Raw genomic sequence first — 22,713 nt, 5'->3', positions numbered from 1 at the left:
TCTAAAAGAAAAATCCTTTGATGTTTCGATCATGCGATCAAAACATATTATGCGGTATTAATCTCCCTTTCGGGAGGCTATTCCCCTCTTTGAGGCAGGTTACCCACGTGTTACTCACCCGTCCGCCGCTAATCCACCCCGAAGGGTTTCATCGCTCGACTTGCATGTGTTAGGCACGCCGCCAGCGTTCGTCCTGAGCCAGGATCAAACTCTCAATTTAAAAGTTTACACTTTTTATTTGAAATGAATAATCTGCGCCAACTGTTAAGCTGGTTAGCAAGCTCATTACATACTTTTTAGTCTTACGACTAAAATTACTTTTTTATCTAAAGTAATTAACTGGTCTAGCAAAATGTTATTTCGCTATTTTACCTATTTCTCTGTTTAATTTTCAAAGACCAATTTGCTTTGTCATCATGTGACGACTTCTACTATTTTACTTGGTATTGCTTGTTTTGTCAATAACTTTTTAAATTTAATTTTCATGTAAAAATTTATTAAATCGCAATTAACATCTAACTTTCTGAGCCACTCTTTCGTGACTACAAGGAGTATTCTATCATATACACATATAAGGCATTTATGCTAACTCTTGAAATACGACAACTATATATAATATTCTTTATAATACTACTAATTATGCAGTTTCTTTGATACTGATACACTAGGACTAGTATACTCTATTTAATCAAAGGAACACTGAAATCACCTTACTATTACTCCTTTATAGTTCATAAAGCCTATTTACTTAGTAACATCTAAACTGTTTTTTTATCCCTCATTGATTTATATATATTTTTTTGCTAATTGCATGAACTCCATTTACTTAGCTTTCTATATTATTATTTCATCTATATATATGAAGCAAAATAAAAAAGTCGATGACTTATCACCGACACAAATTTTATTCTACATATATACTTACCGCTCATATTCCTTTAACCCCAAACTATTAAATTATATCTCATTTAAAAAAACCTCAACCATGTCTTTTTTACATTGAAAACCTAACACCTTTAATGAGTTTTGTAATGCTAATAGAGTATAGACCATTTTATTCACTTTCGCATTTTCACCCATATGACCTATTCTTATTACTTTCCCTTGTAGATAACCAAAGGAACCAGCTATAAATACATTAAATTCCTCAAGCATATGCTTTAATAATTCTTTATCAGCTATGCCCTCAGGCATTTCTATAACCGTTACAGTATTGGAATATCCCTCCTCAATGTATAAATTAAGCCCTGCCTCCATTACCGCTTTTCTTGTAGCTTTGCCAATAGAATTATGTCTTTCAATTACCCCTTTATCTTCTAATATATTATCAATTGCCCGCCTTAGTCCAACAATATCACTTATCGGTGGTGTATATGGAAACCATTCATTTTCGTAATAATCCTTCCATACAAGTAAATTGCAATAGTAAGAAGCTATAGGCTTTTCTCTCTGCTGCATTAATTTAAATGCATCTTCACTTATACTTAGAAAAGTTAGCCCTACTGGAGCCGAAACACACTTCTGGGATGCACCGAGTACTACATCTATTTTCCATTCATCTACTCTTATATCTTCTCCACCCATTGCAGCTACACTATCTACCACAGTTAATATGCCATTTTTCTTTAACAAAGGGCATATTTTATCTATATCATTTAAAACTCCTGAAGGAGTATCACAATGTACTACAGTAGCATATTTAAAATCATGATCCTTTTCTAAAAATTTTTCTAGTTCTATTATATCTATCTTACGTTTCCTATTACCTTTAAAAACGACCGCTTCTCCACCGTACATCTTAACAAAATCCGCAAATCCTTCTCCAAAGATTCCATTATCAATTACGAGTACCCTATCATGAGTCTCAGTTAGGGATGCACAAGCTGCTTCAAGGCCTAAAATACCCTCACCACTTAGTATTCTAACTTGATTATTAGTCTTTAAAAACAGGCCTATTTTCTCACAGGTTTCTTTGTAAAATTCATAAAACTCTAAATCTAAATCTGGGTTAGTTGTAGCTAACGCTCTTGCCATTCTGACGTTTTCTCTTACCTCCGTAGGCCCTGGAGTCATTATTTGAGACACCTTCATAATTTCCACCCCTTAAACTGTAGTTTACAATATCATATTAAAAATTATATCACTATTAACGGATTTTAAAAAATGTATCCATACAATAAACTTCGCCATTTATAAGCATTCTTCTACTTGAAATTAAGCAATGATATAAATACCATACTAACAGCAATGAATTTAAAAATTATTATTTCTATGTATATTTTTTATTTTTTTGGATATATTTGTAATATAATTATGTATCTTCATGATTTACATGGAGATATCACAAAAATAAAAGCAGGTGTGAAAATATGAGTATTAAAAAAAGTCCTACTAGTTGGAAGCTTCTATTAATTACAATTATTTATAGTGTGATTTGCATAGTATTTACTAAAAATTTTACAGACTTAAATAGTACAACTCTTAATGATTTCGAAAAAGAAAATCCCAAGACTATAGCTACTATCCCCTCATATAAAAATGTACTATCAAATAAACTATCTTATGACTCTGCGTTACTGCCAAAAGATAAACAATCCCCTACTCTAAGTCGTGGATATATTGAACATTTGAATACAAATCTTTCAAAAAAAATAGAGGCCAATAATTATGAAGATGATCTCTATGCATTAAATGAATCTGCTCTCCTTGAAAGTTATTATACAAAAAAGGCCAACATTAGCTCAAACATTATTAACCCTAAGGAAAATCCAGTTGTTAATGCTCATCTTCCAGATTATTTAATGTACAAGAATGTTAATATAACAGAATTAAAAGAATTTCTAAAATCAAAAAACTCTCTTCTAGTTTACGAACCTTATTTTTCAGCAATATTATCTGTAAGCAAAGACTTTAATTTAAATCCACTTGTTATGTTCGCTATTACAGGCCAAGAACAATCCTTTGTACCAAAAGACAATAAAAACGCCTATAAAATTGCCAATAATCCCTTTAATGTATTTTTTAGTTGGAAAAAATATAATACTAATATCCAAGATGCTGCTAACATTGCTGCAAGAACCATAGTGAATTTGTGTAAAAATAAGCCTAATAACATTGAAGCCTTTACTTGGGTTAATAGAAAATACTCTGAAGATAAAAATTGGTCAAAAGCTGTTCGTTCTATATTTAATAAACTTGAAGATAATGTTTCTTATTGGAGATAAGTTAGTCATTTATTTTGAAAATTAGAACGTTAATTCTCCACGTATTTGCTTTGCCACTGATAGTAAATTTGTTCATACCCTGACCCATATATTCTATTATCAACCACTATTTCTGGAATCTTATCTATCTCCCGTTATATCCTTAAACGTAAACCCTGTATAAAATCCAAAAAATATTATTTTAATTTAATCAAATCTTTTTTTGAAGGGCAGCCCCCTTTTTTAATGTGACAATATACATAGTCAGAAATGCTGTAAGTCCCCCGCATGTATCTACCATTACATCTCTAAAAGCCGGTCCTCTTCCTGGAACAAAAGCCTGATGGAATTCATCGGAGCATGCATATAAAAACACTATTAATATACTGAGCATAAACGCTTTAATATCCCAATTTTTCTTTGTATTTATAGCCCCATATAGCAGGATATACAAAATAAAATATTCTGTAAAATGTGCCGCTTTTCTAACTATAAAATCACTAAGAGTCCCAAGTATACTATTTAAGTCTAGACCAATAAATTTGAATATATATATAACAAATTTATTATTTTCACTTGATACCTCACCAGGTTGACTAGAAAATAGAAATATTAATATCATCCATCCTATAACTAAAATCCAATTTATATGTTTTTTCTTCATATATTCACCCCTCAAGTATTTCAAAATTTCTCTATTACTGCTTTTATTATGATTTATGAAAATATACTTGTCAATATTCCTTTGTAAAATGCCCTTTAAAAATTGGATTATAATAGATATATATAATAAGCCTATGAAGTTAGGTTTTACAATTTTATAAATTTTCATAAAAATATTTATTTTGCAGGTTGACAAATTGCAACTTGCAAGTTAGAATAAATGTAAGTTATTTTTCTAAAAACTGTGACGAGAAGAGTACATATAGGAAGTAGTTAAAGCGAGTGGATTATAGTGAGAGTTCCATATGACGCCTATATCGAAGAACATCTCTGAGTTTCCAGCTGAAATCCTTGTGAAATTAGGTGTGGACGGGTCCTAACCGTTATATATAGGGCAGTATCGAAGTATTTTTCCGTACTGATTATGAGTGAGCTTTTAAAGCTAATTTAGGTGGTACCACGAAAGTTTAACCTTTCGTCCTAGAAACAAGGATGAAAGGTTTTTTGTTTTTTGTTTCAATTTTAGAACATATAGCATGGCCATGCTAATCATTAGAAAAAATTACAAAACTACTAGGAGGTTTTATTTATGATAACTTACAAAAAAGGACTTGCAATTCCAGTTGGCTACAAACCACTTCTCGGATTAAAAGATACAGAAATTGCTATTAAACAAGTAAAGGATTATTTTGAAAATAGAATAGCGAAAGAGTTAACTCTTACCAGAGTTTCAGCTCCTCTTTTCGTAAAATCTGATACCGGAATAAATGATAACCTAAACGGTACTGAACGAGTAGTTTCCTTTGATATGAAGGCTTTAGCTGGTACAAATATCGAAATTGTTAATTCACTAGCTAAGTGGAAGCGTATGGCTTTATATAGATATGGCTTCGAAGTAGGAGAAGGTCTATACACTGATATGAATGCTATAAGACGTGATGAAGATTTAGATAATCTTCACTCTATATATGTAGACCAATGGGATTGGGAAAAGGTTATTCTAAAAAAAGAAAGAACTTTAGATAAATTAAAAGAAATTGTAACTAGTCTTTATAAAGTTTTTAAAGATACGGAAGATCATATTCACAAATTATATCCTAAAATAGAAAAATTCTTACCTGAAGAAATTTTCTTTATAACTACACAAGAACTTGAAGATTTGTACCCTTCTTTTACAGCAAAGGAAAGAGAAGATGCTATATGTAAAGAAAATATTGCCGTATTTATAATGCAAATTGGCGGTACACTGAAATCTGGTGAAAAGCACGACGGTAGAGCTCCTGACTATGATGATTGGTCACTTAATGGCGATATAGTATTCTGGAATCCAGTACTTGAAAAAGCCTTTGAACTTTCTTCTATGGGAATAAGAGTTGATGAATTAGCACTAAGAGAGCAACTTAAAGTAGCCGGTTGCCAGGAGCGAAGTTCCTTTGAATTCCATAAGCTACTTTTAGAAGGTAAACTTCCATATACTATAGGTGGTGGTATAGGTCAATCTAGAATATGTATGTACTTTCTAAATAAAGCTCATATTGGCGAAGTTCAATCTTCAATATGGACAGATGAAATGATAAATGATTGTATGGAAGCAAATATAGTTTTACTTTAATGACATTTAAAAAAAACACTGAAAATAATTAATTATTTTCAGTGTTTTTTAAAATTGCTTCGTCTTATTTTATTAATTATTACTATTTTAATTAAATTCTATAAACGTATATCTAAATTATCTTTATTTCAAATACTTTAGGCCACATCTTTCCAGTTACAAAAAATCGATTATTTTCACTATCATAGGCTATTCCATTCATTGTACCTGCATTTTTATATTCCTTAGGACTTAATAACCCTTTAAGGTCTATCCACCCAGTTATTTTGCCGCTATAAGGACAAATTCTAGCAATTTTATCACTTTTCCATATATTGGCATAAATTTCCCCTTTAATAAACTCCAATTCATTTAGCCGCGTAATAGGCTTAAATTCATCATGGACTTTAATACTATATACCTTTTTAAAGTTTTTAGGATTCAAAAATAATATTTCATCTGTACCGTCACTCATAATTAAATGTTCATCATTATTAGTAATTCCCCAACCTTCTGTATTATAGTAAAACTTATTGATTAGGTTAAAATTATCTTTATCATAAATAAAACCCACTTTAGATTTCCATGTTAACTGAAAAATTTTATCATGGTAAAGTGTAATGCCCTCACCAAAGTAATTTTCATGTAATTTGTGTAATTTTAAAATCTCACCTGTTTGTAATTCTACTTTACGAAGTGTAGACTCATTATATTTTCCGGTGCTTTCATAAAGATATCCACATTCATACACCAACCCTTGAGTAAAAGAACTAACATCATGTGGATAAGTATTTATAATATCGTAAGAATATATTGGAATATTTTTAAAATACACCATAACCATCACATCCCTACATAATTTAAGTTTCCCATTATTATATGTATATTTCAATACTTATGTTAATACTAACGCAAAACAAAGTCATATATTATTACTTCATCTTTACATAAGATATCTTAACTATATAAATTATAAAACTTAACAGTAAATTTTTACCCGAAAAATTCTGGGTTTTTAACATTATCTGCTCTTATTGCCTTTTTCATTATGGTAAGATCAATAGTTTGGTTATCTTTATCAAAAGAGCAAGGATATTTGCTACCACAGGTGCTACATTCTATATATTCCTTGAAGCAAGTTTGTTCTCTATTATCAAATAAAAACGGCAGATTTTCAGATCCCTCCTCAGCTATAGTCTCATTAACTGTGTCTATTTTGTATGTATAGAGGAAAGTGGCTTCATGCTTTATTTCGAAGTTTTTGTTATTACATTTTGGGCATTTAAGTGATTCATTTATTTTCAACTTATTACTTCCTTTCTAACTTATTATATTTATAGTCTTTGTTTATTTTCCTTTCCTATTCTTCTTATTATAATTAGAGATTTATAGTATTTTTATATACTAAATGATAAAATATGTATTATAAGTAAATTAATTTTAGCTATATTTAATATGAGTCATGGTGTTTATGAAATTGTAAACTCCGCCTGGTAGTATGATTTTTGATTCTATATAGCTATTAGTGGATTTGCTGATTTTTATTTAAGTCTCAGGAAGAGAAATGGAAAGTAGTCCTCAATTCTTCTATTACCTAATAGTAATATTAATGGTAAACTAGTAGTAAATAAAATTGTTTTTATTATTAACTTTTTACATCTATCTTCATTGTGTATCATAGATGTAAGAATAAGCTTGGAGGTTTACACTTTGATTAATACTAGAAAACAAATAAGTACATCTATCTTAGAAGCACAAGATTTATTTCAAGATATATTTGTTCCTGTAAATAAGAGGCAGGGGTTTATTAAATCAAAATCCCCTAATATACCTATTTATTTTTATAGATATATTGGTATTATTGAAAATAGTGAACTCTATTATGAGAATTTACATAAACTAAACAATACACTTACTTCACTTGGAGACTTGTATATAAACTTTACCTCTGGAATACCAGTGAAAATTTTATCTACATCTATAACAGAGATACCTTGGACTGGGCTTCTAGGTTCTGATTCAACTGAAAGAAATACACTAATCAATATTCTTAAAACTAAAGGTCTATTCCCAGAGTTTAATAACAATTTTTTCAATGATTACATCCAAAATAGCTTCGATGAAACCCTAGCTCTATATTTAGCAAATGAACCTAATACTACAGAAACTGTAATGAAAAATTTTGCTATTAAATTGCTTGGATGGACTTTGGACTTTGCTCCAAAGCTATTTCATAGTTCTAATTATAATTCTAGACTAGAGACCGATATTATAAATCCCAAGGTGCTTTTTTATGGTGACATAAGAAAACATGAAGTTTATTTTTTAATACTTTTGTCTAAACTAAGTTGTGATGTTATATATATTAATTCTATGTCAGATATAGAGTTTTCAAAAATCGATAAACTAAATATTCACTCAAAACTCATAAAGTTACCTAAAACTCAGCCCTTAATAGATCTTAACCTAAAAACAACTCACAACTTTAAGGAAACTATTGTGGATGATACTCGTAATTTAAAAGAAACTGTTATTAAAATTGAGCAACCTGTTATAGAAAATAGAAATCTACCTTCAGATATAATCTTTAAAGATTCTATTAACACTTTACTTAAAAGCAGTATGAATATATTTAATGATTTAATCCTACCTGTTAATAAAAGGATTGGATTTATAGGAGGCAGCGTACCTTTTATCCCAGTGTATTTCTATAGATATATAGGAATAAAAGAAAATGAAGATGATTATTATAATGACTTATTTAGATTAGATAAAAGTTTAAGTATGTTCACTGGGTTATATTTAAAATTCACAGACTCTATACCTATACGTACTGCTGCTAAATTAATCACTAGCACTCTAAATATATGGCAGCATGTGGATCCTTTTGATGCTTCACTGACTACTAAGATTGCTACACTACTTATGGAACATAAAGTTTTTCCAACTAATAATAATACTTTAAATTGTTCTATGGCAAATAGTTTTAGCTATATATTAGATTTATACTGCAAAGAAGAGAAGAATTTAAACTTATCTAAGGTTAAGAATTTTTCACTTAAATTACTTTCTTGGGTTCATGATTTTGTTCCCACCCTTGTGAAGAATTTTCACTTTCAAGATACTTCCACAGATGAAATTATAAATCCTAAAATTATATACTATGGTGAAATTAAAAAACATGAGCTTTTATTCTTAATTTTTTTATCTAAATTAGGCTGTGATGTGTTATACATAAATTCTTTAAGTGATAGTTTTTTAGACCTTACAGAATATAGCGATACATTTTCAAAGTGCTTTGAACTCCCGTATAAGGCTGATTTAAAAGCATTTCCAAAAGAAGAGAAGCTTATACGCAAGGAAACTATTGCTGCATCTGCCTCTAGAGAATTATCAAACTCATTGTACACTGATGGAGATGGTTTTTATAGACCTTGGCAATTTGAGGAGTATAAAACTCAGCCTGTGACACTTAATACTACCTTTCATGAATTTAAACTTCTATGGAATGAACCATCTAGTCTTCGCACAGGATTTAGAGTAGAAAATAACACCGTATACATGCCAAACTTATTCGCAAAAATAAGTGGCGTTCCCAATGATTTAACTTTATATTGGAAGGATTTTTTTCATTTAAAATCCGCAGATAATACATTATTTATACCAGGAATTCCTTTTACTAATATAACTTACTCTAAAACGGATTTATACTCCTTAGCCTTTGTATTTGATAATAATGGATTTGTTGATGAAAAAAAACTACTAACCCACAGTTGTTATAAATTTTCTTATTTAAAAACTTCTCTGCAACATATTATTTTAGAAAAAATAAACTATTTTTTGAAAACAGATATGTTAAAAAAAGCTATAGATAAGGAATTTAAATTAAAGATTTTAATGACTATTTTAAATGCTGATAAAAACATATTACAACTAATTCAGCAGTATGATTATCCTTCAAAGATACCTAAACTTCTTATTTATGATAATAATGAAAGTATTTTTAGTGATGAGGATTGCATTATGTTATGTTTCTTAAACCTATTTGGATTTGACATTGGTATATTAACGCCTACTGGCTATAATAATATAGAAGGGAAAATCCAGGAGAAATTCTATGATACTCATAGATTAGAAGAAGTGAATTTTAATTTACCCTTACCTGATTTTAATGATGAAAAAAAATATACCAAAGAAAAAGGTAAAAGCTTCTTCTCTAATATTTTTAACTTTAAATAATTATATATTATCCGTACAACGGTATATGTTAATCTCCAAATAAATATCAATATAGAATAACACTAATAACTTCATCTATAGTAAGTTATTAGTGTTATTCTATACTTCTAATAAATATTTAAAAGTATTTTAGCAAATTCTATATTATCAAATTTATTTTCTTTTATATAATTTACTACATCAGCTGTATAAGTTTTGTGATGCCCTATGGTTTTCGAGAAAACTTGAATAAATTCAACTATAGCTTCTTTAGACTCCTGTTTATTATATAGATATTTCCCAACCAAATAAAATCTAATAAATGAATATCTTATTAAAAGCATAATATACCCATCAAACATTAAATCTGTTACAGAGAACGGAAACATGTTGTTATATATAAAATTCACCAAATAATTTTCAAAAATATAGCTATCATTATTTATAAATTTTTCAGTATAATCTTCAAATGCTTTTATGTACAATTCTGAGTGTTTACTTATGCCCCCTTCTTCCTCAAATTTGAATTCAACTATAATTTGCTTAGTATATTCCTTAAAAGAAAGACTGTCCACTTCTTTAAATACATTTAAAAAACCCACCATCTTTTTGAAAAAATCCATCCCAGCAATATAACTTAATTTATTTTTTTCTTGGGAATCACTAATTGAATTTATATCATATTCTTTAATAAACTTAGGTACATTATTATAATTATGTTTAGATTCTTTTTCTAATGTGTTTATAAATTCACCTAATATATAAAGCCTTTGAGTTAAATCAATTTTTCTATTTTTTATTATTTTAATACTCAAATCTCTAATTTCTTTAAAATATTTTATAGGTGAATTGTTGAATTTTTTAGATTTGGTATCAATATCACTTGATATTATATGTTTTTCTAAAGTTTCCGTGCTCTCTTCAAATTGAATTCCTTCTTCCTTTAGTAAAATAATTCTTGCAGCTTCAAGGCAAGCTACATCAAGAGACATTTCATAACATCCATCTACTTTATTGATTATTCTGGGAAAAGATGTGCAAACATTTGAAAGATATTCTTCTCCAAGCTTAGAATAAATAATACAATAATTTTCTCCATCTAAAAAAGGACATCTTTTTCCACTTGCTAATTTTACTTTTCCGTAATCTACATTACTATCTAGATAATTATCATTATTGTGAACATTTTTTTGAAACATTCTCTTCATTTCTTTATTTTGAACTTTATAATACTGTCTAAAGGTAACCTTATCTATATCTATATCCCATCCAATACAGCAACTATCTTTACACGCTCCACCTACACACTTAAATTCTTTAAGATATGTCGGATATCTTTTTTTTATATTTTCCCCCATTGTATACTTCCTTTCCCTGTTACTACACCGTAGCTATTCCATAATTATCACACAGTGCTTGAAGACCTCCTGTAAATCCACTGCCTATACAATTAATCTTCCACTCACTTTTATATCTGTATATCTCCGCTACTACCATTGCTGTTTGTACGGATAAATTTTCATTGAATTTATAGTTTAAAATTTCTTGTTTACTATCGCCGGCTATAATTCTAAAATATCCATCTGTTAACTGTCCAAAGTTTTGAAGCCTTTCATCTGCTTCATAAATAGTTACAGTAAATGCTAACTTTTCAATGTTGGATGGTATTAGATTTAAATCTAATTGAATACACTCATTATAAGCATCTTTAAGAGAAGTATTATGATCTGCCTTAATAACTATTCCTCCACACGTACTCTTTGTGTTTTCATAAAAGATAAAATCTTTTTCTATGGTTTTACCATTTATATCCACCATAAACACCGATACATCTAAATCAAACTCATTAGGTCCCTTTGAGATTGCATTATAATCTAGTGTTAATATCAATTTTGAAAGATTCTTAGCATTCTGATTTAGACTTAACTTTTGCCCTTTTCCTAGCTTAATGCTTTTTGTAACGTCTACAAGTTTTCTTTTTTCCATATTATTATTTGGCTTTACGATAGCACTCTCTTTAGGTCCTGCAGTGACATTAGAATATAAATTATTTGTATTTTTAGAATTATTTTCCTCTGTGCACTGCTTTACACCCATTGCTATAGTAGAATTATTTTCTGGTCTTATGCTGGTTTCAATAATTAATTTCCCATATTGTTTCTTTTGGGATGTTATTATTTTTTTATTAGTATTATCAATAATTATAGCCACAAACACATCCCCCCCTTAATCTATTGCAACATTTAATCCTGAAACTCTTTCACAGGGCTGGATAATTACAGTTTCGCCCTGAGAATTAAATTCTAACATATAGGATTCTCCGGAGGTTTGTCCAAGGAAAGTTTTCCAATTTACATCAGTCTTAAAATTAGGATCAGGACCTGTCCAACATACCACTGCATCAGGATCCACTACGCAAGGTGTTTCTAAAATAATCGGATTTCCATTGGTAGTTATAACTACCTGAGGATTATTGCCAATTGCTGTTAGATTTGATGTGAACATCCCCTTTTGAGATATTACCCCGGATCCCATAAATCTAACTCCATATTTACAGCCTTCAGTAAAAGCAAGTAAATTTTCTCCTTCAACTCCTATACTCTGACCTGGCTGTAGTGTAATTATAGTAATATGTTGCGCTCTATTTGCCATATAATAACTACCACTACCATTTACCTTCATAATCGGAATATTTTCTCCCGAAAGCTTTCTTGCTGCTAGATTCATAACTGATTTGAATATGCTTTGATTACTATTTGTATCTAATAATACCTTTTCTGAAGTAAAGTTACCCTTGTAAGCTACCATAGCACCTAATTTTGCGAAGAAATGACCATCGCCCTCTGCGATACACGTAAGCTCTTGATGATTTTTAAAACTAAACATGCGTATTAACTCCTTTCTTTATTTCAATATAAGCAAATCTTTTATTACAAGATTTGTATTTTTGTGTAAATTTCATTTTTTGAATTGTGTGTATACATTATATCATATTGTATACTATTAGCCCTTATTTAAATGAAAACTGGCCTAAAGATAATATTGAAAAAAATCATTTAGAAAATAAAGCCCTTGATTTTGAAGAAGTATAACTCAAATCTCATTCATAATTGTTAAAACTTCTTAACATACAGTAATTCCTATGTGTAATATGTAATTGTTTATATAACTATGTTATAATTATATATTACAATCAGTACTAAGTGTCCTTTGAAATTGCTGATTAATTTATTATGTTAAATGGAGAAAAATTATGCGCTATTTTAATAATATTAACAATTCACAAGATATTTTTTTTAAAATCCCTTCATCTTACAATCTATTTTCCTCAAAAGAAGATTTATCCTATGCACTAGGAGCATGCTTATATATGCCAGGAACTCGGGAAAATCTGCTTGTGGACATACTTTTTAATAAAAGTATGGGTGCTCACACTATTACTCTTTGTATTGAAGATTCTGTATCAACAAATGAAGTTGTGCAAGCTGAAAATAATATTATTGACCTATTTATGAAGATAGCACTTGCTTTAAAAGAAGATTCTTCTTTTATGGACCGTCTTCCCCTTATTTTTATTAGAGTTCGTAATATTTACCAACTTCAAAGATTACTCAATGAATCCTCCTTAACTGGGCTTTGTGGCTTTATTTTCCCTAAATTTAATGCTCCACTTGGGGAGGAATATTTTTCCTTGCTAAAAGAATATAATGAGTCTAATAAAAGGACTTTGTACGGAATGCCAATCCTTGAAACACCAAACATAATTCATAAAGAAACTCGGGTGGAAGAACTTATTAAAATAAAACATATTGTAGATTATTATAAAGACTATGTTTTAAACATTCGAATTGGTGGAACAGATTTTTCTGGATTATATAGTCTTCGTCGGAGTAAGGATTTTACCGTGTACGACTTAACCGTAGTACAGGGCTGTATAAGCGATATAATAAATGTCTTTAAAAGAGATAATTATGTTATCTCTGGAGTAGTTTATGAATATTATAGTAAAGTTTTAGATTTAAATAATAATGTTCTTATTAAAGAAACTCTTTTAGATAGAACTAATGGATTAATTGGTAAAACCGTTATACACCCAACCCAAGTAAATATTGTTAATTCTCTTATGGTAGTTTCTAAAGAAGATTATATAGATGCGAGCAATATTCTTAGTTCCTCCCTTGATGGGGTAATAAAAAGCAATTACTCAAATAAAATGAATGAAATAAAACCCCATGAAAAATGGGCTAAAGAAATATTACTAAAAGCTAAAATAATGGGGGTATTTGAAGATGGAAAATCGCACAGAGAATTGTTGCAACGGATCGATTCATTACAACATAGATAATAGACTAGACATATCACTTAATATAAAGGAAAACCTATGTAATATTCCGGTATCCAATCTTTTTACTATGTCCGCTCGTGAAAATAAAAAGAGAGATTTCTTGTTTGTAAGTAAGGTTATAGGAAAACATATGCCAATGATTCCAGATTCTCTAAAAATCATTGGAGGGATTTTGGCCCGTCTTTGGATTAATGAAAGAGAGGACTCCTATGATTATCCTACTACTGAATTAGTTAATGCCCTTATATCTTTAGATGTATCTCTTAATATACCTGATTCAGATTTAGAAAACGGACAAGAAATATTTAAGATTCATAATTCTCTAGTTAATATAGAAAACACACATGATCTTTTAAACACTCCTATAAAACTTGCAAATAAAACTCTTTTTATAGGTTTTGCAGAGACTGCTACAGGTCTTGCTCAAGCAGTATTCCAAAACTTTTCAAATGCTTCTTATATCCATACCACACGTGAAAAAATAAATTCTATAGATCCTGCACTATTTTTTAATGAAGAACATTCTCATGCAGTAGAACATTCACTTTTTCCTTATGAAAAAGACTTTTTTAATGATTTTTGCGATATAGTTCTAATAGATGATGAACTTACTACAGGTAAATCTGCATTAAATTTAATAAAATGTCTTCCGGGGAAATCTTTTGGGATATTATCCATTCTAGACTGGCGAGATACTAATAGCTATAAAATGTTTGAGGATGAAAAAAATATAGATGTTAGGGTCTGTTCTTTATTAAAAGGGGATATTAAGTGTAGTAAAACAAAAGATATTATTAGCGATGCAATAATTATGGTTCCAAGTTCTACTAAATTAATTCCAGATAAAGATTATATTTTTGAAATAGGCGAAAGCATAGAAGGTTATAATAAATCTACTGGTAGATTTGGACTTAGTTCAGAAGATAATTCTAAAATTCTGGAAGAAATCCAATCAATATCAGAAGTTTTAAAAAAAGAAAGAACTCTTGGCAACTGTCTTTGCATAGGAACTGGAGAATTTATATATTTACCTTGTAGTATAAGCGCAAAGCTTGGAGATAATATATATTTTCAGTCCACTACAAGAAGTCCCGTTCATGCTAGAAACATCCATTGTTATGGGAATAAAAATAAGGTCGCTTTTCAAAGTCCGGGAGATGAAACTATAACTAACTACCTTTATAATATTCCCGATAATTTTTATAACCAGGTATTCTTCTTTTCTGAAAAGCCTTTAACCAAAGAAAAAAAAGAAGAATTAAATAAAATCTTTTCCTATTTTCATGTGAAGTCTATTATATTTGCATGTTGGAAAGGCTAATAGCTTTTATTTTTCTAAATAATATATAAAAGAGGTGTATTTAAATGAATCAATGTATTTTTTCAGGAAGCTACCCCGCAGAAGATGTTGTATTTCTTCTTAAAGACATATCAAATCTTATAGTAGAACAAGATAATGAATTTAGAGAAAATGCTATACAAAGTGGAATTCATTATTCCGAAATGTTACCAATAGAATATACTCCATCAAAAGAATACATGGATATTTTCTATAACACACTAGAAGGATCAAAAATCAAATTGGCTTCTCTAGTTTCTGTATTAAGCCATAAAATTATAGAAGCACGTGGTAAAAATATTGTTTTAGTTTCCCTTGCTAGAGCTGGCACTCCTATTGGTATATTAATTAAAAGGTATATTCAGTTTAAATATGATATAACCATCCCTCATTATAGTATTTCCATAATACGAGATAAAGGCATAGATAAAAATGCACTTGCCCATATATTACAAAATCACCCCTGTGCAGAAATACAATTCATTGATGGGTGGACAGGCAAAGGTGTTATTCAACATACCTTAACAAAAGCTTGCAAGGAAATTTATAAAGATTTTAATATAAACCTTAATCCAAACCTAGCAGTATTATCTGATCCTGCTCACTGCACCCTTATTTACGGTACACGGGAGGATTTTTTAATCCCAAGTGCTTGCCTTAATTCTACAGTCTCAGGGCTTGTAAGCAGGACTGTACTTAATGATAATTATATTTCCAGTGATGATTTCCACGGTACCAAGTTTTATAGTGAATTAAAGTCCTCAGATGTTTCCAATTTTTATATTGACGAAATATGTAACTGTTTTAATAAAATAGATGAAAATTATCTATCTGAGCTTTTAACGTCGCAAAATACTTCCGAAATTGCTGCAGATATTGAGTTCAATGGTGAACATTTAAACTGCAAAGGACTTCGCGATATTGAAAGTATTAAAAATAAGTTTAATATTGATAATATTAATCTTATAAAACCAGGAATTGGAGAAACCACAAGAGTACTTTTAAGGAGAATACCTTGGAAAATACTAGTTGATTCCTTTGATAATCCTAATTTATTACATATATTTAAGTTAGCTGAGGAAAAGCATATTCCTGTAGAAATATATAGTGATATGTGCTATTCCTCTTGTGGTATTATTAAATCATCTCATGCTGAGCTGTAATAGCTTGGAAGAAGATATATAAAAAGTAACCAAAGGATGTGACTATATGATATTTGCCTCGGACCTTGATAGCACGCTTATATATTCTTCAAGGCACTGCACCCTAATTAATGAAGAAAAACTTGTCCCTGTAGATTTTTATAATAATTGTAACAGTAGTTTCATTACTAAGTCCATTCAAAATAAACTAGAGCATATAAATGAAAGTATGCTTTTTATACCTGTCACCACCCGCTCTACAGCGCAATATATGAGAATGAATTACTTCTATGATGTAATAAGACCTAAATACGCAGTAGTAGCTAACGGAGGCATAATACTTAAGGATGGCAAGGAACTTAAAACTTGGTCAGATATAAGTTGTTCTAAAATTAAGGCCGTTGTATCTATTTCGACTATGATAAATTTATGTAGTTTCTTTTTAGAAAGTGACTTTGTAAAATCATATAAAACTTGTGAAGATCTTTTTATATACTCCATTATGGATGAAGAAAAGTTAGCCAATACCTTTTTAAAGGGAGAAATAGCAATAGATTATTTCGAAGTATTAAGGCTCTTTTGCTCAAAGCATAATTATAGCCTATCAAAACAAGGAAAAAAGGTTTATATAGTACCTAATTGTATAAATAAATATGATCCTATAAAATATATAATGGAACTAGAAAACATAAATACATTTATAGCCGCTGGTGATTCTCTACTAGACTACCCTATGATTGAACATTCAAATTATGGAATAATCCCTTCACATGGAGAATTACTAAAGGCTCTTCCTGTGAAAACACTTGAAGATACTGTATTTATTACAAAGACATCTGGTATATTTGCAGGTGAAGAAATTTTAGATATAGTACATGGAAAATTCCATGAAGTTCACGATGTTTCACAAGATAAATTACATTCTTATGTTGTTTAGAATTATCATATATTCACTAATATAAAAAATCCACATTATTGATTTTACTCAATAATGTGGATTTTGTTGTTCTTAGGCTGCTATCTTTTCCTCTGATTCTGGTTTTACTTGTTGCTCTTTTTTTACAAAAGGCTTCATAACTAATTTTGCAATTTCATTTACAACTATTACAAGTGAAGATAATAGGATTATCTTAAGCCACATAGTAACACTTAAAGGAACTGCATTAAAGAATCCTGAAAACACTTCAGTTACAAATATCTGTGCTACTGCTGTAATCGAAATTATCTTTAAGAATATAGTGTTTTTTGTAAGACTAGGCAATATACTGTTTGCTCCAAATTCTCTACAGTTAAAAGCATTAAATAATGCACTAAAAGCAAATAATGCGAATAATACTGTCTGCATTTCATTTGGTCCTGTAACCCCTTCTTTCGGGAATCCAGCGCCTAATATGTCAAATTTCATCTGAACCATAATAATACCAGTTATATATATAGCATTTAAAAGCATGCTCTTCATCATTTGTTTAGTTATAATACTGGCATTTCTATTTGTAGGCTTTCTGTTTAAAACAGCATCTCTTACTGGTTCTAGTCCTAGTGATAGTGCTGGTGGACCATCCATTATAATGTTTACCCATAAGAGTTGTATTGTAGTAAATGGCATTTGAAAATCAAATACTACAGATAAAATTGCTGTTAAGAATGCAATTATATTTACTGTTATCTGGAATTGAATAAATCTTTGGAAGTTTTCATAAATACCTCTTCCCCATTTAATTCCTTTTACAATAGTTCCAAAACTATCATCTGTTAAAATTATATCCGCAGCATTCTTACTAACTTCAGTTCCAGCTATTCCCATAGCTATACCTACATCTGCTTTTGTAAGAGCTGGGGCATCGTTTATTCCATCTCCTGTTACAGCAACTACTTCTCCATTATTTTGAAGAGCTATAACTATTCTCATTTTTGTATCAGGTTTTGAACGTGCTACTATTGAAATAGTTGTTATCTCTTGTCTAAGTTCTTCGTCAGATAATGTGTCTATATAAGTAGCCTCAACTGCCCTATTATTACCCTCAAGCAGTCCCAAATCTTCCCCTATAGCAATAGCTGTATTAATATTGTCCCCTGTAAGCATTTTTGTAGCAACTCCTGCATTTCTAGCAGTTTCTACAGCTTCTTTAACATCAATTCTTAGAGGATCTTTTATTCCTACGAACCCTGTAAATACTAAATCATTTTCTAGAGTTCCTTGCTCGGATGCCATGGCTACCTCTTCATCTATATTTCTATATGCAAAGCCAAGTACTCGCATAGATTTTTTTTGAAGTTTTTCAATTTCACCTAGTATTTCTTTCCTTCTAGCTTCATCTAACTCTATTTCATTGCAATTAACATGCTCATATTTGCATAATTCTAGAACGATTTCTGGTGCGCCCTTTGTTAATACTGTAGAGCCTTCACCCTCTCCTATAACTGTACTCATTCTCTTACGTTTTGAACTAAATGGAATTTGATGAGCTATTTTTGCGCTTTGTCTTTCTTGTACGTAATCACAGGCATCATTATATAAAAGTAAAGCACATTCTGTTGCACTACCTAAATATTTAACTTCTTTACCTTCCTTTTGAATATCTGCCGTTGAATTTACAAGACAGTTATCTATAAAGTAGTTATTTCCATCACTTAATTCATTTCTTTCTTTGAACTTACCATTTAAATAAACTTTTTCTACAGTCATTCTATTTTGAGTAAGTGTACCTGTTTTATCTGAGCATATTACACTTACAGAGCCTATTGTTTCACAGGCTTCTTTTTTAGTAACAAGGGCATTTATTTTAGCCATTTTCTGCATAGTGATTGCAAGTGTCATATTTATCATTGTTGGGAGTCCTTCTGGAACAGCGGCAACAATTAATGCAACACATACAACAAAAGCAGTTTTTATAGGTTCAACAGACTGTAAAAATGCAAATATTCCTGAAGTGTCTGGTGATATAGTCTTGGCCATTACCATTTTTACAATCATAACTATAAATAATACAGCAGCTATAGCACTTGATACTTTTGAAATCTTACCACCTAAATCTCCAAGCTTTGCTTGAAGTGGTGTTTGAAGATCACTACCCTCAAGATTTTTAGCTATTTCACCCATTTGAGAACTGTCACCGGTAGAAGTAACTACAAAGCTAGCTCTACCGTAAGCTACTAGCGTTCCACCAAAAACCATATTCAGTTGTTTTGCTGGAATAGGGTCTTGTACAATGTTTTTATCTTTAGATTTTATATTTTCCATCTCTATTACAACTTCAGAATCTTTGCTTACGTCCTCTGATTCTCCTGTAAGCATATCCTCTCTAACCATTAAATCAATACTACTTATAAGTCTTCCATCTGCTGGCACCATATCTCCAGTTTCAATTAAAACCATATCTCCTGGTACCAAATCGTTTTTATTTACTTGAATAATCTTCCCATTACGTGTTACTTTTACCTCTATGTTTTCTGTCATTTTTGAAAGCGCATCTGCAGCTTTTTGTGATTTTCCTTCTGTAAAAATACCTATACCAATTCCTACTGCTACGGCACATACTATACCAATAGCATCTTCAACCTCTCCTACTAATGCACTAATTAAGGCTGCAACTAAAAGTATTATCATCATAGGCTCAGTTATTGCTTCCTTCACACTATCCCATATAGATCCTTTTTCTTGTTTAGTAAATTCGTTAGCACCGTATTTCTCCAGTCTTTCTTTAACCTCGGAACTCGATAATCCAACGCTACTATCAACCTTAAGCTCATCTAAAACTTCTGAGCTCTGCTTGTTAAAATATTTCATATTATCCACCTTTCAGTAATTTCTATATTTTCCTTACATTAAAATGTAGAAAATGATGGACATGTCATTTTCTACATAAATGCTTTTCTATAAATATATATTTATATTAATCTATAATCTATACTTATTGGTATTTTTTTGACATTTCATTTAAGCCAGCAGAAGCATCGCCTTCACCTACAGCTATGAATTTCCACTCTCCGTTATTGCGATAAATTTCCGCAACGTATAAACCAGTTTTACCAGAATATTCTTCTGTCAAGTTAAAACGAAGCATTTCTTTGTTGTCTGTTACATTTACTAAGCGTATAAAAGCATTTTCTATCATGCCAAAATGTTGTTTACGCTCCGCTGCAGCATAGATATTAACAACAAACACTAGCTTGGCTATATTTTGAGGTATACCTGATAGGTCAACCATGATTTGCTCATCGTCCCCATCACCACTTCCAGTAAGATTGTCCCCCATATGCTGAACACTACCACATTTACTTTTTAAATTTCCAAAATAAATTATATTTTCTTTGGACTTTATCTTGTCATTTTCATCTAACATAAATACAGAAGCATCACAATCTACTTGTGCTTGACTGCCACCAAATAATCCTCCAAGTAATCCCTTAGATTTTTGTTTTACTGGATCCCATCCAAGTCCCACCATTGTCTTTTTTAAACCAGGATTATCTTTTGTTAGGCTTATTCTTTGACCCTTTTGTAAATTTATACTCATGTTTTCCAACTCCCCTAATATCTATTGTACTTGCTTACACTTATTAATTTATATTTGTATCCCTCTAAGCATCAAGACCATAATTCTTACAAAGGGCTGAAAGTCCGCCTTGAAAACCACTTCCTGTTGCACTAAACTTCCATTCTCCATTATTACGATATATTTCACAAAATACCAATGCAGTTTCTACTGAAAAATCCTCTGATAGGTCATACCTTAATATTTCTTCATTAGTTTCTTCATTTACTACTCTAACAAAGGCATTAGATATCTGACCAAAATTTTGAGCACGAGCTATTGCATCATGTATAGTAACTGTAATTGCAATTTTTTCAATATCTTTAGGTATTTTAGAAAATTCAACGATTAATTGTTCATCGTCTCCTTCTCCTTCTCCAGTTCTATTATCACCTGTATGTATAACCGCTCCTGATGAATGCTCTAAATTATTATAAAATATAAAATCTAGGTCATTATTAGTTTTTCCATTGGCACCTACTAAAAAAGCTGAGGCATCTAAATCAAAATCGCCTCCACCTGAATATTTGTTTGTATCCCAGCCTAGTCCTATGATTGCTTTCTTTAAACTTGGATTGGTTTTGGTTAAATCAATTTTTTGACCTTTGTTTAAGTTAATAGTCATGATTATTCCCCCTTAATTATTAGTCATCACCTTCGGTGGTGTTAGTTTACACTAATTCCAAAGTTAGCACAAAGCGCAGATAATCCACCCTCGAATCCACTTCCAACTGCACTAAACTTCCATTCTCCATTATTACGGTATAGTTCAGCTACAACTACTGCAGTTTCAACGCTATAATCTTCACTCAAATCATATCTTATTAATTCTTCATTGCTAGTCTCATCACAAATTCTTATAAATGCATTAGAAACTTGTCCAAAATTTTGAGACCTCTCCGCAGCCTCATGAATAGTTACTGTAAAGTTGATTTTTTCAACAGAAGCTGGAACTTTACTTAGTTCTATTCTAATTTGTTCATCATCGCCCTCACCCTCACCAGTCTTGTTGTCTCCCAAATGGGTTACAGACTCTGCTGAGTCTTTTGGGTTATTATAAAAAATAAAATCATTATCAGATGTTACTTTTCCATTTGGTCCAACCAAGAAAGCTGCTGCATCTAAGTCGAAAGCCGATCCCCCATCATATTTATTAGTATCCCAACCAAGTCCAACAATAACATTAACAAGACCCGGGTTGGTTTTAGTTAAATCTACCTTTTGACCCTTTTTCAAACTAATTGCCATAATAAATTCCTCCTCGAATGCCACTAAAGTGACTATATTAGACTTTTATAATATATAGTAGTTAAATAATCGGTTTTAATCCATAAAAATAAAGTACTTTTTCTAAATTATTTCCAAAAATTTAGACAATAATCATTTTTTCTGAGCATTTATTAAAAAAGCCTTATTTTAGTTTAAATTACAAAATATAATTTAAACCCAATAAAGCAACACTCACTATTACTATTATAGCACCATTCCATACTAAACAGTAGATTATATAGATAAATGTACTTTACTTTTTTGTATATTTTTAGTGAACAATTTAACATTTTATTTATTAATTCTACAAAAAAATAATAATAAACCGTAAATATACAATCTGTATGAGAACAAAATATCTCTATGATCAAGTGTAAGTGTTATCCACAATCATTTGCGCAAGCTGTT

Annotated in this window: 18 protein-coding genes, 1 rRNA gene and 1 other annotated feature; of the genes, 7 read left to right on the top strand and 12 right to left on the bottom strand. The window is 30.3% G+C overall.

Going from position 1 to position 22,713, the window contains the following annotated elements; genetic code table 11:
* Together Ctaglu_RS19905 and Ctaglu_RS19900 are read right to left on the bottom strand one after the other, a co-directional pair.
* Positions 1–220 (bottom strand): 16S ribosomal RNA (locus Ctaglu_RS19905); the annotation flags it as partial.
* 737 nt (positions 221–957) lie between these two features.
* Positions 958–2,091, bottom strand: a complete 1,134-nt coding sequence (locus Ctaglu_RS19900) for a pyridoxal-phosphate-dependent aminotransferase family protein (RefSeq protein ID WP_125004985.1) — start codon at positions 2,089–2,091, stop codon at positions 958–960.
* 278 nt (positions 2,092–2,369) lie between these two features.
* On the opposite strand from Ctaglu_RS19900, the gene Ctaglu_RS19895 reads away from it, so the two are divergent.
* Positions 2,370–3,224, top strand: coding sequence for a hypothetical protein (locus Ctaglu_RS19895; RefSeq protein ID WP_125004983.1), 855 nt, complete (start codon positions 2,370–2,372; stop codon positions 3,222–3,224).
* A gap of 190 nt (positions 3,225–3,414) precedes the next feature.
* Here the strand turns inward: Ctaglu_RS19895 and Ctaglu_RS19890 are convergent, their stop codons facing one another.
* Entirely contained in the window at positions 3,415–3,867 is a 453-nt protein-coding gene (locus Ctaglu_RS19890; RefSeq protein WP_125004982.1) for a VanZ family protein, read from the bottom strand.
* Between the two features lie 234 nt (positions 3,868–4,101).
* Positions 4,102–4,352: a binding site (T-box leader), on the top strand.
* Positions 4,353–4,455: 103 nt separating this feature from the next.
* Between Ctaglu_RS19890 and asnA the strand changes: the two genes are divergently transcribed.
* Positions 4,456–5,478 (top strand): aspartate--ammonia ligase, encoded by a 1,023-nt coding sequence (gene asnA / locus Ctaglu_RS19885; RefSeq protein WP_125004980.1) that lies wholly within the window; start codon positions 4,456–4,458, stop codon positions 5,476–5,478.
* 112 nt (positions 5,479–5,590) lie between these two features.
* On the opposite strand, the gene Ctaglu_RS19880 is transcribed toward asnA, so the two are convergent.
* Entirely contained in the window at positions 5,591–6,295 is a 705-nt protein-coding gene (locus Ctaglu_RS19880; RefSeq protein ID WP_207669506.1) for a glutaminyl-peptide cyclotransferase, read from the bottom strand.
* Positions 6,296–6,450: 155 nt separating this feature from the next.
* Positions 6,451–6,762 carry a hypothetical protein gene (locus Ctaglu_RS19875; RefSeq protein WP_226176702.1) on the bottom strand — a complete coding sequence of 104 codons (312 nt, stop codon included), beginning with the start codon at positions 6,760–6,762 and terminating at the stop codon, positions 6,451–6,453.
* Between the two features lie 405 nt (positions 6,763–7,167).
* Between Ctaglu_RS19875 and Ctaglu_RS19870 the strand changes: the two genes are divergently transcribed.
* Complete coding sequence (locus Ctaglu_RS19870; RefSeq protein ID WP_125004976.1) at positions 7,168–9,696, top strand: YceG family protein; 2,529 nt, start codon at positions 7,168–7,170, stop codon at positions 9,694–9,696.
* Positions 9,697–9,803: 107 nt separating this feature from the next.
* Here the strand turns inward: Ctaglu_RS19870 and fliB are convergent, their stop codons facing one another.
* Genes fliB through Ctaglu_RS19855 form a run of 3 tightly spaced genes read right to left on the bottom strand, consistent with a single transcriptional unit; the run spans position 9,804 to position 12,561 of the window.
* Positions 9,804–11,033: a flagellin lysine-N-methylase gene (gene fliB / locus Ctaglu_RS19865; protein ID WP_125004974.1), complete on the bottom strand. Its 1,230-nt coding sequence runs from the start codon at positions 11,031–11,033 to the stop codon at positions 9,804–9,806.
* A gap of 22 nt (positions 11,034–11,055) precedes the next feature.
* On the bottom strand, positions 11,056–11,886 hold the full coding sequence (locus Ctaglu_RS19860) for a TerD family protein (protein WP_125004972.1): 831 nt from the start codon (positions 11,884–11,886) through the stop codon (positions 11,056–11,058).
* A gap of 15 nt (positions 11,887–11,901) precedes the next feature.
* Positions 11,902–12,561, bottom strand: a complete 660-nt coding sequence (locus Ctaglu_RS19855) for an AIM24 family protein (RefSeq protein ID WP_125004970.1) — start codon at positions 12,559–12,561, stop codon at positions 11,902–11,904.
* Between the two features lie 367 nt (positions 12,562–12,928).
* Between Ctaglu_RS19855 and Ctaglu_RS19850 the strand changes: the two genes are divergently transcribed.
* Genes Ctaglu_RS19850 through Ctaglu_RS19835 form a run of 4 tightly spaced genes read left to right on the top strand, consistent with a single transcriptional unit; the run spans position 12,929 to position 17,438 of the window.
* Positions 12,929–14,020: an HpcH/HpaI aldolase/citrate lyase family protein gene (locus tag Ctaglu_RS19850; RefSeq protein WP_125004968.1), complete on the top strand. Its 1,092-nt coding sequence runs from the start codon at positions 12,929–12,931 to the stop codon at positions 14,018–14,020.
* Positions 13,965–15,341, top strand: coding sequence for a phosphoribosyltransferase family protein (locus Ctaglu_RS19845; protein ID WP_125004966.1), 1,377 nt, complete (start codon positions 13,965–13,967; stop codon positions 15,339–15,341). Before Ctaglu_RS19850 ends, Ctaglu_RS19845 begins: the two co-directional genes overlap by 56 nt.
* Positions 15,342–15,385: 44 nt before the next feature.
* A complete protein-coding gene (locus Ctaglu_RS19840; protein ID WP_125004964.1) occupies positions 15,386–16,522 on the top strand; it encodes a cysteine protease StiP family protein in 1,137 nt (378 codons plus the stop codon).
* Positions 16,523–16,568: 46 nt separating this feature from the next.
* Positions 16,569–17,438, top strand: a complete 870-nt coding sequence (locus Ctaglu_RS19835; protein ID WP_125004962.1) for an HAD hydrolase family protein — start codon at positions 16,569–16,571, stop codon at positions 17,436–17,438.
* Positions 17,439–17,510: 72 nt separating this feature from the next.
* On the opposite strand, the gene Ctaglu_RS19830 is transcribed toward Ctaglu_RS19835, so the two are convergent.
* From Ctaglu_RS19830 to Ctaglu_RS19815, 4 genes are all read right to left on the bottom strand, one after another.
* A complete protein-coding gene (locus tag Ctaglu_RS19830; protein WP_125004960.1) occupies positions 17,511–20,288 on the bottom strand; it encodes a calcium-translocating P-type ATPase, PMCA-type in 2,778 nt (925 codons plus the stop codon).
* A gap of 124 nt (positions 20,289–20,412) precedes the next feature.
* Entirely contained in the window at positions 20,413–21,018 is a 606-nt protein-coding gene (locus Ctaglu_RS19825) for a TerD family protein (RefSeq protein ID WP_125004958.1), read from the bottom strand.
* 64 nt (positions 21,019–21,082) lie between these two features.
* Positions 21,083–21,661: a TerD family protein gene (locus Ctaglu_RS19820; protein WP_125004956.1), complete on the bottom strand. Its 579-nt coding sequence runs from the start codon at positions 21,659–21,661 to the stop codon at positions 21,083–21,085.
* Positions 21,662–21,702: 41 nt separating this feature from the next.
* Complete coding sequence (locus Ctaglu_RS19815) at positions 21,703–22,284, bottom strand: TerD family protein (protein ID WP_125004954.1); 582 nt, start codon at positions 22,282–22,284, stop codon at positions 21,703–21,705.
* Between the last annotated feature and the right edge of the window lie 429 nt (positions 22,285–22,713).

This window comes from Clostridium tagluense (assembly GCF_003865095.1).
GTDB classification, from domain to species: Bacteria; Bacillota; Clostridia; order Clostridiales; family Clostridiaceae; genus Clostridium_AD; species Clostridium_AD tagluense.
This window is presented reverse-complemented; position numbering and strand designations above follow the sequence as displayed.